This window comes from candidate division KSB1 bacterium (assembly GCA_034505495.1).
Lineage (GTDB): Bacteria > Zhuqueibacterota > Zhuqueibacteria > Residuimicrobiales > Krinioviventaceae > Fontimicrobium_A.
Genome location: JAPDQV010000008.1, coordinates 98,598 through 110,612, shown reverse-complemented (window position 1 = coordinate 110,612; position 12,015 = coordinate 98,598). Strand labels below are relative to the sequence as shown.

Annotated in this window: 9 protein-coding genes; 4 read left to right on the top strand and 5 right to left on the bottom strand. The window is 54.2% G+C overall.

Translation table 11 applies throughout. The annotated features are described in order from the left end of the window. Window positions 1-210, bottom strand: a 210-nt coding sequence (locus tag ONB24_05640; protein ID MDZ7315587.1) for an IS30 family transposase, incomplete at its 3' end; no start/stop codon positions are given. Window positions 211-910: 700 nt separating this feature from the next. Between ONB24_05640 and ONB24_05635 the strand changes: the two genes are divergently transcribed. Both ONB24_05635 and ONB24_05630 read left to right on the top strand, forming a co-directional pair. Continuing rightward, window positions 911-4,927 carry a tail fiber domain-containing protein gene (locus ONB24_05635; protein MDZ7315586.1) on the top strand — a complete coding sequence of 1,339 codons (4,017 nt, stop codon included), beginning with the start codon at window positions 911-913 and terminating at the stop codon, window positions 4,925-4,927. Window positions 4,928-4,935: 8 nt separating this feature from the next. Beyond that, a complete protein-coding gene (locus ONB24_05630) occupies window positions 4,936-5,445 on the top strand; it encodes a T9SS type A sorting domain-containing protein (protein ID MDZ7315585.1) in 510 nt (169 codons plus the stop codon). A 107-nt stretch (window positions 5,446-5,552) separates the two neighbouring features. Here the strand turns inward: ONB24_05630 and ONB24_05625 are convergent, their stop codons facing one another. The 4 genes from ONB24_05625 to ONB24_05610 form a co-directional block, all read right to left on the bottom strand. Beyond that, window positions 5,553-6,752 carry an isocitrate/isopropylmalate family dehydrogenase gene (locus tag ONB24_05625; GenBank protein ID MDZ7315584.1) on the bottom strand — a complete coding sequence of 400 codons (1,200 nt, stop codon included), beginning with the start codon at window positions 6,750-6,752 and terminating at the stop codon, window positions 5,553-5,555. 102 nt (window positions 6,753-6,854) lie between these two features. Further along, window positions 6,855-7,337 (bottom strand): hypothetical protein, encoded by a 483-nt coding sequence (locus ONB24_05620; protein MDZ7315583.1) that lies wholly within the window; start codon window positions 7,335-7,337, stop codon window positions 6,855-6,857. After that, a complete protein-coding gene (locus tag ONB24_05615; GenBank protein MDZ7315582.1) occupies window positions 7,312-9,246 on the bottom strand; it encodes a gamma-glutamylcyclotransferase in 1,935 nt (644 codons plus the stop codon). The genes ONB24_05620 and ONB24_05615 overlap by 26 nt, the downstream gene beginning before the upstream one ends. Next, window positions 9,239-10,609 (bottom strand): 2-isopropylmalate synthase, encoded by a 1,371-nt coding sequence (locus ONB24_05610; protein MDZ7315581.1) that lies wholly within the window; start codon window positions 10,607-10,609, stop codon window positions 9,239-9,241. The genes ONB24_05615 and ONB24_05610 overlap by 8 nt, the downstream gene beginning before the upstream one ends. 326 nt (window positions 10,610-10,935) lie before the next feature. On the opposite strand from ONB24_05610, the gene ONB24_05605 reads away from it, so the two are divergent. Next, window positions 10,936-11,469: an SPOR domain-containing protein gene (locus ONB24_05605; GenBank protein ID MDZ7315580.1), complete on the top strand. Its 534-nt coding sequence runs from the start codon at window positions 10,936-10,938 to the stop codon at window positions 11,467-11,469. 157 nt (window positions 11,470-11,626) lie between these two features. Continuing rightward, the coding region (locus tag ONB24_05600) for a YebC/PmpR family DNA-binding transcriptional regulator (protein ID MDZ7315579.1) at window positions 11,627-12,015 on the top strand (389 nt) is incomplete at its 3' end.

Genomic DNA, 12,015 nt, shown 5'->3' with positions numbered 1-12,015 from the left:
AGCAGTCGGGCGAATTTCCTGAGGTTCCGAGTTCTCTTTGCCGTTGTCGGCGGTAATCGTAAATACTTTGCCTCTGTAAGGGGAGAGCATGGCGGCCAATTCGTTTTTAAGCAGGGCCGCCTCGCGGCGAGGGAGCCGCCCGATGAGCGTGAGCCTGGTTTTTCGTTCAACGATCGTAATCAAGGCTCCCCGATGATTTTTGCTGATCATGGTGTCGAGTTTCTAGTCCGCCGGTGCTTGTTCTTTTATCATCCACAAACGGTCGCTCGTCATAGGTTACGCGGCGTCTTGAGAGCGCTTTCTCGTGCGCCTGCCTGTTACGGTAACCCTTCAGTCTGCTGTTTCTTGCGATCTTGCGGTTGACCGCAGATTTGTTAACGCCGTTCAACTCGGCAATTTGAGAACGAGTCCTGCCCATCTTTAGATGTGCATCAATTTCCACTTTCTGGTCATAGGTCAATCGCTTGTATTTCGTTAAGTGCCTCAGCTTTAATTTTTTCCTTAATTTCGTTAGTCTTTGGAGCTAATAAAGTTAAAAAAATCATGAATAACTATTGCACTTATCGCTTGACCTCACGGATTCTATAGCTTTTTCCTGGATACAATCGTATACATCATGAATATTCTTCTTGACATGCAAAAACATTTGCTATATCTTTTATTAGCATGCGTTTCCTCTTCTTACGAGCCTTGATTAAACTCCTTCGGCGCGGAACAAGGTGGAGACCTTGAGGAGAATTTCAGAGGCGAAATTCCCTCATCTTCCTGCCGAATCCGACTCCAGCCTCCGATAACTATCTTTACTGAAAAGCAAGTATAAAAAGCGGGAGGACCAATGGTGTGTTCCCTCCCATTCAATTTCTTTTGGTGATCCGCAATCTGTCGAAATAAATTTTTAAGGAGAAACGCCATGAAGCGGATGATCTTTATTTGGGTCTATTTGTGCGCGGCATTTTCCCTCTCGGCGCAAATTCCGGAAACGATGAGCTATCAGGGGCTGTTGACGGACGCTTCCGGAAAAGCAGCGGCGGACCAGGTCGTTCGGCTGACCTTCAAGCTCTATGCCGATTCCTCGGCAGCAGAGGCGCTATGGACGGAGACGCATTCTCTGCAGACGATCGGCGGCGTTTTTCATGCTGTCTTGGGGAGCATACATCCGCTCAAGCTCCCTTTCGATCGCCCTTATTGGCTGGGAATTTCGGTCAATGATGAGCCGGAGTTAATCCCGCGCATTCCCTTGACCTCTTCCGCGTACAGCCTGAACAGCCGAAGCGTATCCGACGGTGCGATCACTGCCGTCAAGATTGCCGACCGTACTGTTGTGCGGCAAATCAACTCCTTGACCGACAAGGTTACGCTGGCGGCGGGAGCGAACATTTCCATTACGGCGCGTAACGATACGTTGACCATTTCCGCAGCAGCCGGCGGCGAGGGCGATATTACAGCTGTCCGCGCCGGCGCCGGATTGACCGGCGGCGGCGAGTCCGGCCAAGTCGAGCTTTCCGTCGCCGAGGGAGGCATTACCTCGGCTATGATTCAGGACGGGACGATTCAAACGCTGGATCTCTCGTTTGGTCTTCCGGACGGCCACTCGCTCGATGCGGCGGACGGTTCTCCCGCTGATGTGGTTTATGTAGACAATGAAGGCAGGGTGGGCATCGGCAAAACAAATCCCAGGGAAAAACTGCATGTATACTCTGCTGCCGGCAATGCCCTTCTGTTGATCGAACGATCGGCGGCTGCTGCAGGCTGGTGCGGAGTGGGGCTTTACGGCGCCAATCAAACGTGGCACCTGTACATGCCGACGAACAATGCCGATCTTCTCTTAAAGGACAACAGCGGCGTCCGCATAACGGTATCTGAGACCGGAAATGTGGGCATCGGCACTTATCCGGCGCACAAGCTGGACGTGGCGGGAACCGTGCAGATGACCGGCTTTAAGATGCCCAGCGGCGCCGCCTCCGGCCTCGTGCTGACATCCGACGCCTCGGGCATGGGAACCTGGCAGGCTCCTGCAGGCGGCATGGGAGGCAGCGGCGCTTCCAACTATTTGGCCAAATTCACTGCGCCGAACAGCTTGGGAAATTCGGCGATCTATGAACTCGATGGCAAGGTGGGAATCGGCACGACCTCTCCTGCGGAGCCGCTGAGCATAGCCGGCGCTGAAAACAATTTGTTAAGCCTTACCACTTCTTTTGCCGGCACATGGATTCATCCTCTGCGGATTTGGGGCCCCGGCGCCGCCGGTTGGCACAACGTCGGCCTGCGATTCGGAAAAGAAGAGTCGGCGCGTAATTTTGGTTGGCTTGGTTTCACTTATCTGGGTGACGGAAATGCCGACAACTTTATTGCCCTCGGTTTGGGCGGCGTGGACAATGTGCTCAATATCACCGGCCAAGGCCGCGTCGGCGTCGGCACGACGGTGCCCGCGCAGAAACTTGACGTAGCCGGCACGGTGCAGATGGCCGGCTTTAAAATGCCGACCGGTGCGGGTTCAGGACTGGTTCTCACCAGCGATGAGACCGGCGTCGGGCGATGGCAGCCGCTTCCGCCTGCCGGGGATATTACGGCGGTCACTGCGGGAGCGGGACTAACCGGCGGCGGTGAAAGCGGCGAAGCAACCCTTAACGTGGGCGCCGGAACCGGCATCTCTGTATCCGAGGACGCCGTTTCGTTGAACACCGCCTATACCGACAATTTGTATGTCAATGAAGGCCAGGCAAATTCGATCGCTTCAGCCATGCTGCAGGACAATTCGGTCAGCTCGGCTAAAATCGCCGACGGGCAAATCGTCGATGCGGACATTTCTGCGAGCGCCGCAATTTCCCAAAACAAGATTTCGAACGCCCTACGCGCCGTCGATGCGGACAAGCTGGACGGCATGCACGCCTCAGATTTTCTCTCGACGGCCAACGATTACGGTCGGGCCGGCGTCGCTCAGGACCTCTATGAAGGCAACATCAAGCTCTCTGACAAATATGTAAACGAGGGCCAGAGCAATTCGATTGGCTCGACCATGCTGCAGGATAACTCGGTCAGCTCGGCCAAGATCACCGACGGGCAGATCGTCGATGCGGATATTTCCCCAGTGGCGGCAATTTCACAAAGCAAGATTTCGAACGCCGTACGCGCCGTCGATGCGGACAAGCTGGACGGCCTCCACGCTTCAGATTTCCTTTCCGCAGCCAATGACTACGGGCGCTCCGGCGTCTCCGCCGATCTGTACGAGGGGACAACCCGCCTGAGCGACAAGTATGTTCGTCAAGGCCAGGCGAATTCGATCACCTCGGCAATGATTCAGGACGGCACCATTCAACCGACCGACCTCGGCTTTACCGTGCCGGACGGCTATTCACTCGACGCCGCCGACGGAAGCCCGACTGACGTGGTCTTTGTAAACAACGCCGGCAACGTCGGCATCGGCACCGTCAATCCAAGCGCCAAACTTCATATTGCCGGCGGCGACGTATATTTGGAAAATAACGTGGGGCTCTATTGGAAGAATTCAAGCGGCGGCGCATTTACAAGCCTACTGACTCTTAGCGGGACCAATGCGCTTTTGGTTGGGAGCGACGGCGCTACTGGCGGGACAGAGCTGGCAAGCGGCGATGATATCCAATTTCGCAGCGGCGCCAATACTCTCATGCATTTGGAAAAGAGCAACGGCTTTGTCGGGATCGGCACGACCTCTCCATCGGAAAAGCTCGACGTTGCAGGAACCGTCAGAATGAACGGCTTCAAGATGCCGACCGGCGCCGCCGCAGGATTGGTATTGACCTCCGATGCGTCGGGTGTCGGGACATGGCAGGCTGCGGGCGGCATGGGAGGAAGCGGCACCGCGAATTATCTTGCCAAATTTACCGGAACCGCAACTCTTGGAAATTCTGCAATCTATGAGACCGGAGGAAAAATAGGCATAGGTACGACCAGTCCGCAGGAGCTGCTTCATCTATACGGCTCTTACGCAGGAATTCGTATGGATGCCTCTACTGCCGGCGTGGAAAACTGGCTGATCCGGTCCGCTTCCAATCCAAACGGGCTTCTTTTTACAAACGTCACGGACAATCAAGTCAGAATGATGATCAATAACGACGGCAATGTAGGCATCGGCACCACAATTCCCGCGCAAAAGCTGGATGTTGCCGGAACCGTGCAAATGACGGGTCTTAAAATGCCGACCGGAGCTGCCAACGGCTACGTCCTGACTTCAGATGCCTCGGGAACGGGTTCCTGGCAGCCGGCTGCTGTCGGGATCGGAGGCGGCGGCTCCACGAATTACATCCCTAAATTTGCATCCGGTACAACGATTGGAAACTCGATGTTGTACGAAACCGGCGGCAAGGTCGGCATCGGGACGACAACGCCCAACAATTTGCTGACCTTGCGCTCGTCAGGCCCTTGGATTGAGTTTCAGGACACCGACGGAGGCAGCAATTGGGTGATCGGAGCCCACGGGAGCAACTACTTCGCATTAACCGAAGCGACTCCAGGAGGCGCGGCAAATACAAGGCTGGTCGTTAAAGAGGGCGGAAATGTCGGCATCGGCACGACAACCCCGGCCAATATTTTGACTGTGCAGCAATTCTCGCCGACCGATCCGATTGCCGATGCTTGGCTCACTTATAGCTCGCGGCGTTGGAAGACGAACATTCAGCCGCTCCAAGATGCCATGGCCAAGGTTGCGCGTCTGCGGGGAGTTGCGTTCGAGTGGAAGACCGACGGCCGACAAGACATCGGTCTCATCGCCGAAGAGGTTGCCGAAGTTGTTCCGGAGGTGGTTTCACGGGATGCAAACGACGGCGAGGTCCAAGCACTCGATTACGCACGGCTCGTGGCCCTTCTCATTGAAGCCGTAAAAGAGCAGCAGCAGACGATCGAGCGCCTGCAGCAGCGATTGGAACGACTCGAAAGCGGCGCCGGCCGGTAGGAGGATTTGTGAGATTGAGCAAGCTTTTTATTCTGCTGTTCATTTTGTCTGCTTTCGGTTGGACGCAGCACGCCGTCAAATTCTCCGTGTTCGGCAACGGCGGCGCAGCTTTGACCGGCAGCCGGCGACTTCAGGGTACCCTTGGACAACCCATAGTCGGCAGAGGCAGTGGCGAGGTCCATGCCGTTGCATCCGGTTTCTGGCCGCAGACCGGTGCGGTACTGAGCGCCTTGTCCTCTTTGGGTGATGTACCCCAGGCTTTTCGCTTGGACCAAAATTTTCCCAATCCGTTCAACCAGTCCACGACCATCGTTTTTGCCATGCCTAAAGCCGGCCTAGTCTCGCTGCGGGTTTATGATCTTTTAGGCAGAGAAGCAGCGACCCTAGTCAATTCCTTTCTCGATGCCGGAGAATACAAGCTCGTGTGGGAAGCCCCGCTCTTGCCCAGCGGCGTTTATTTATATCGCTTGGAGTCCGGTCACTGTGTCCTAGTTCGAAAGCTCGTTCTTTTGAAATAAAAAGGGCAGCCGGATAAATTCGGCTGCCCTATGTCTTTGCTAATGGGGTATGCGGGTTGATGAGCGCCGCAGCGGCGCTGTGTTGTTGTCCCGCAACACCCCGGCACTCAGCCGGCAATAAAAGCGCGGTATTTTTCCTCCAAATCCTTTGCCTGCAAAGTTTCGAGGATATAATCGCAAAATTCGCGTCCGGTGGCGCCGGTGTCGCGGCCGGTGATGACCAGCTTTTTCTCGAATTGGGTGCAGATTTCCAGCGCCATCTCCAGCTTTTTCGCCTTTTCGACAAAACCGATGTGATTGAGCATCATGGCCGCCGCCTTGATCAGGCTGGAGGGATCGGCATATTGGCCGCGTCCCTCTTCGATCATGCGCGGCGCCGAGCCGTGAATCGCCTCGAACATGGCGTAGCGCTTGCCGATGTTGGCGCTGCCCGCCGTACCGACGCCGCCTTGGATTTCCGCCGCCTCATCGGTCAGAATGTCGCCGTAAAGATTCGGCATGACCAGAACGCGGAACTGAGTGCGGCGCTTGGGATCGATCAGCTTGGCGGTCATAATGTCGATATACCAGCCTTCCCAGGAAATGTCGGGATAGTCTTTCGCCACCTGACCGGCGACTTCCAGAAACAACCCGTCGGTCGTCTTGACGACATTGGCCTTGGTAACGACCGTCACGTTGTTGATGCCGTTCTTCTTGGCATATTCAAAGGCCATGCGTATGATGCGCTCCGAGCCTTGGCGGGTAATGACCTTAAAGTCGAATGCCGCATCGTCGCTGACCATGATGCCTTGGCTGCCCAGCACATATTCGCCTTCCGTATTTTCGCGGAAAAAGACCCAATCGATGCCTTCCTTCGGCACCTTGACCGGGCGCACGTTGGCGAACAAATCGAGCTCGCGTCTCATGGCTACATTGGCGCTCTCGATATTGGGGTACGGACCGCCTTTCTCCGGCGTCGTCGTCGGACCTTTGAGAATGACGTGGCAGGACTTTAGTTCGGCCAGCACATCGTCCGGAATCGCCTTCATGTGCTTGACGCGGTTTTCGATGGTCAAACCTTCGATGCGGCGAAATTCAACGCGTCCGCTGCGTATTTCATCCGCCAAAAGGACTTGGAGAACGCGCTCGGTTTCCTGCGAGATGATCGGTCCGATGCCGTCCCCCCAACAGAAACCGATGATGAGCGGTTTGAGCTTGGAATAATCGATCCAGTCTTCGGCTGCCTTCATCCGTTCGACGCGTTCCAACTGCGAGCGCACCAGATCGGCAAAATGGCGGGCTGCTTTTTCGATCAGTTCTTCGTTCATGGTTACCTCGCAAGATGGGTAAAAAGAGCTTTGTGCCCTGGTTTCGGAATTTGCGCGCGAATATAGGAAAAAAAGCGCAAGAGAAAAACTAAAATTTAAATGTTACTCGAGATTCTGTGATTCGAGGTCTTTGCGGTCGTGGCGGTAGATGAAAAAGCGTTCCTTGAGGCGGGCCATGCGTTTCTGCACGTCGACCTGCTTGGCGGCATACGAGACGGCAAACTGATTACGCATGCAGACCATCAGCCGGTTCATTTCGTGCAGCATCGCAACGATTTCTTCGCAGGGTTCGCCGCTGCGGCTGATCGTCTGCCACAGCTCTTCTTCGATGGCGTCCAGCGCCTTCTGCACCTCTTCCAGCGTATAGCCTTCGTTGTGACGAATGTTTGCCAATTCGGCCATATACTTTTTCAGCGAATCCAAATCATCTTTTTCCAGGGCGTTGCAGATCAAATTGAGGAACTCTTCTTCCCGTTCCTGATGCCGCTCGAAATCGATGATTTCGTAATGCGAAGGCCGAATTTTTTGCAGACGATTGCAGATGCGCTTCACGGTCTGGTCAAAATTCCGACGCAGAATCTGCAACAGCTTCTCTTTTGTTTTGTTCATGGTATTGAGCAATTCTCATGTTTCGACGTTTCAGCCTTTCCTCGATGCGCGCCAGGATGCGCATGGAGTAGCGCCGATAGGCTTCGTTCTGCAGCAGCTCCGCTTCGCGGGACAAGCCCTCTTCTATTTTCGCCAAAAAATGATCGAGGCTGCCTTGTGAAACGGCGGTCGGATGCTGCGCCCATTTCTTTAAAGCCTTTTCAACAGCCGGCCCGTATCCGCCTTGCTCGACGCGTCGACAGCCTTTCAACGGATACGGATTGACGCTGAGCTGAAATCCTTTGAGGGCCAGAATGATCGGCTGATAATCATAATCATAATACAAGCGCGGGAATTGATACTCGATAACGAACGACCAGGAAGAGTCTTCGGGATGCTTATGATGACGATTGAGTCGCGAGAAAATGACGCTGCCTTCCTGGCTAAGGATTTCGCCGTGATAGATGCGCATTTCCCGCAGAATGCCGTGGTCGTCTTCGCGCAGGTCGCCGCCGAGGATCAGCAGACAAAGGTAAGGGTCAAGATCCTCCAGCGGTCGAAAGTCATCGGGCGATGAGGCGCTGTAGCTGAGATGGAGGCTGTGCGGACGAATGTTGACGAACCGCACTGCCAAGTCGATGATCTGCGACAGTACCCAGGCGTCCTGCGTAGCAGGCTTGGAAACGTCGCCGAGCAGTTTATAACGCCCGAAGGCCAATTCCAGAAAGCCGCGCGTGCGGGTGTTGGCGGAGGTCAGAAATCCGTGATCGTCAACGTGAGCTCCCAACTTCCAGCCGCGCCGCATGAGATCGAAATCATAGAAATAATAAAATGCGTCGAACTGCGGATCTTCGTGCGCCCGTGCCCCGATGGTTTTATAGCCCAGATTGGAAAACTCTAATTCGGCGCCCATCGGCACGGCGCCGGGATGCCGATTGCTCTTGACCCAATCGACGATGTATTGGGGTTTGGATCGAGTGTAGAGCTCATCGGCAATGAAAATCGCCGCGGCGGCATAATCGCTGTACAGCATGTTGGGGTCCCAGCGGTCGACGCCCAACTGCGCCAATGCCGACTCAAGGCTCTGATGGTAGTCAACGAGAAGTTTGAGCGCCATCAAGGCGGAAAGCGTGTGCATGTAATAGGCGTCGGAAACCTTGACGTACTTGCGATAGTCGGTGCGGAACTTTTCTTCCAGCTGATTAAAGATCATAAATCCGATTGCCAGCCGCATGTAATTGTCGGCGTAGCGCTGCGCCGTTGTGTCTTCTTTAAGCCAATTGAGGCGGGGAATGCTCGCTTTTTCGATTTCGTGCTTGATGATGAACGACGGCAGCCCGACTTGGCGGAAATACTGCCGCAAAAGACTGTGCACCTCTTCGGAGAGGAGCTCTTTGGTTACCTTGACGGCCAACTGCTCCCGTTCATAACCGATGAAATGATCCGCCTTTTGCTCCAGGTAGCGGGCAACGTTCTTTTCGACAAATTCTTCGATTCGGTCTCTCTCCTCGTAGCCTTTTTTAATGTAAGATTTGATCGCATTGACCTTGCCGCGATAGACCCATGCCCGGTGCGTTTCATTCCCAGAACGAACGAGTCCAAGGCGCCGGACGTAGAGATGACCTTCACCCTCGTACTCGTCCAATTTACGGATAATCTCCGGCGGCACGGAAAAAAGCAGCCGTCCGCGCATCGAATAGCCGCGCCAGTAGACGGCAAACGCAAAGCTGTTCTTGGGCGCGATGCGGCGGTGGTTCAATAGAATCGCGTCTTTGGAGGGAAACTTTCGCCCCGTCAAAAGCTGCAGGTTTTCGTCGTGAGCCAAGGAGCCGTAGACAAAGAGCTTGTCTACAGCTTCCGGTCTGGAAATGCGCTGCTCTTCCTGATCGGCTTCAGCTTCATTCATGATCGAAAACCTCTGGGAAATGAAGCCTGAATTGAGCCATCATCTCTTCATGCGAGATGCTGGTAATACGGCCTTGAGCATATTCCTCTTCGATCCATTCAAAGATGGCGGCAATCTTGGGATTGCGTTTGTCGACCGGCGGCTTGCCCATCTTGGCCAGCTGTTGATTGACCCAAAAGCCGACGCCGGCGATGCCCGAGCGGTCGGTAATACTGACGCCCAAAGGCCGGTTTAGAATCTTGGCCGTATCGAAAATGTTGTAGATTTCTTCGTTTTTGATCATGCCGTCGGCATGGATGCCCGCCATAGTCACGTTGAACCGTTCGCCGACAAAGGGATAATTGGCCGGAATCTGCATGCCGATGCTGCGCAGATATTCGGCGATGTCGGTGATGGCGCTCAAATCCATACCGTTCGGCGAACCGGTCAGCGAAGCGTATTCGATGGCCAGCGCTTCGATCGGCGAGTTGCCGGTCCGCTCGCCCAGCCCCAAAAGCGCGCCGTTGACCGCCGAGCAGCCGGACAGCCAGGCCGTCACCGAGTTGATGTGCACCTTGTGGAAATCGTTATGGCCGTGCCATTCGAGATTTTCCGAAGGAATTCCAAGTTCGCGCTGCAGATAAAAGATCATCTTCTGCACCGAGCGCGGCAGGGCCGCCGTGGGGTAGGGAAGGCCGTAACCCATGGTGTCGCACAACCGCAGCTTGATGCGCAGGCCGCTTTTGGCCGAGAAACGCATCAATTCTTCGGCGAACGGCATGACCGTACCCCAAAAGTCCGCGCGCGTAATGTCCTCAAAATGGCAGCGAACGGTCTCCAGACCGGCATCGGCAGCCGCCTGAACGATCGACATGAATTGATCGAGCACCTGTCGCCGCGTTTTATTGAATTTGAGAAAGATATGATAGTCCGAAATCGAAGTCAAAATGCCCGTTTCCTTGAGGCCGACCTGCTTGACCAATTCGAAATCTTTGGCGTTGGCGCGAATCCAGGCCGTCACTTCGGGGTATCTGTAACCCTTGTTGCGAACCTCTTCCAATGCCTCGCGGTCGCGCGCCGAATAGATGAAAAACTCGGATTGTCTGATGATGCCGTTCGGACCCGAAAGACGATGCAGGAGATCGAAAAGCCTAGAAATTTGTTCTACCGTAAAGGGAGTACGCGCCTGTTGGCCGTCGCGAAAAGTTGTATCGGTGATCCAAATTTCATCGGCCGGCCTTGCATCAACCGTGACGCCGTCAAAGATCGTCTTGGGCACTTCCGAATAGGGAAAGATTTCGCGGAGGAGATTGGGCTCTTCCACCTCAACGAGCGGAAATTTTCGTTTTTCAAATTGTTGCCACGAAACGGCTCTATCTTTCATCAGGCCCTCCGGTTAGAAAATTTGCAAATTGCAGTTGGAAAAATAAGGATTTTTGGGGGCTTGTCAAAGGCGTAGAAGATGAGGTCGCCTTTCCGGCCTTGTCGAATGCAGACAAATCAGGCGAGCATTCCGCTGCGTCGCCGGAGCAGTTGATCGGATTTGCAAGGATATTTTGTTGTTTTCAGCGATCATCGTCCCGCTCTGATTTCTAATAAAACATAAGGTTCCGAAAAGTGAAATGCAAGCACAATTTCGCCGTGGAAATCGTATTGCTTATTTTCATTCTGTTGCCTAACTTTTAGAGAAAAGTCAGGAGAAGGATGAAAATGCGGCAATCTTGTATTTGGGTCTGCGGAATGATCCTGCTGGCCTGTGCATCCTCGAAAGAGATTCAGGTTCAACCGGCGGCGGAAAAGCCGGTTTCGACGGTTCAGGACGAGTCGTTCGATCCCTTGACCATCACGGATTTTTCTTTCCCCGCGCCTGCCGAAAACTCTTTTTCATCCGTGCGCAAAGTAACGCCGGAGGAACTGCTTGCGTCGGCAGGCAAAGGCTCGGCTGCTGCCGATGAAGAAGAGATCGAAGGCTATCGCGTGCAGCTGATATCGACACGGGATGAAGAAGAAGCCCGCGCCGTACTGCGCAATGCCGTGCTGAGCTTTGATGAGCAAGTCTATCGCGAGTTTCACGATCCTTACTATAAAATACGTGTGGGGGACTTTCGATCGCGCTACGAAGCCGTTCTTTTGCAGGAAAAGGCAATCGCCATGGGCTTCACGGACGCCTGGGTCGTGCGTTCCAAAATCAAAAAGAAAAATTTGGAAACGGATAAAGGCATCACTCAACCAACCAAGCCGTAATCCTCTGCAAACGCAAGCATTTTCATCAGTTAGGCCGATATTTCACTTGGAATCGGCATCTTTTTTTCATATATTCCGACGCTGAAAAAATCTGCTGACAGGTCCGAACCGATTGTGCAAAAACGGCTCGCGACTTTGAACATTTCGAGGAGGAAGTATGTCCGGTCATTCCAAATGGGCAACTATTAAGCGCAAAAAGGGGGCAAAGGACGCCGAAAGAGGGCGCCTGTTTACGCGATTGATTCGGGAAATCACCATCGCTGCGAAAAACGGCGGTGGGGACGAAAACGCGAATCCGAGGCTGCGCACCGCTATTGCCGCTGCAAAAGCGGCCAACATGCCGGCCAAAAATATTGAAAACGCAATTAAAAAAGGAACCGGTGAGCTTCCCGGTGTGGCTTATGAAGAGGTGACTTATGAAGGATACGGACCCGGCGGAGTCGCCATCTATATTGAGGCCGTAACCGACAATAAAAACCGCACGGTAGCCGAGATTCGTCACCTGCTCTCCAAGCACGGCGGCAACCTCGGCGAAACCGGCAGCGT

Excerpts from the sequence above, each read along its gene's own strand:
- ONB24_05615 (MDZ7315582.1), bottom strand. The coding sequence starts at position 9,246 with ATGAATGAAGCTGAAGCCGATCAGGAAGAGCAGCGCATTTCCAGACCG.
- ONB24_05625 (MDZ7315584.1), bottom strand. The coding sequence starts at position 6,752 with ATGAACGAAGAACTGATCGAAAAAGCAGCCCGCCATTTTGCCGATCTG.
- ONB24_05610 (MDZ7315581.1), bottom strand. The coding sequence starts at position 10,609 with ATGAAAGATAGAGCCGTTTCGTGGCAACAATTTGAAAAACGAAAATTT.
- ONB24_05605 (MDZ7315580.1), top strand. The coding sequence starts at position 10,936 with ATGCGGCAATCTTGTATTTGGGTCTGCGGAATGATCCTGCTGGCCTGT.
- ONB24_05635 (MDZ7315586.1), top strand. The coding sequence starts at position 911 with ATGAAGCGGATGATCTTTATTTGGGTCTATTTGTGCGCGGCATTTTCC.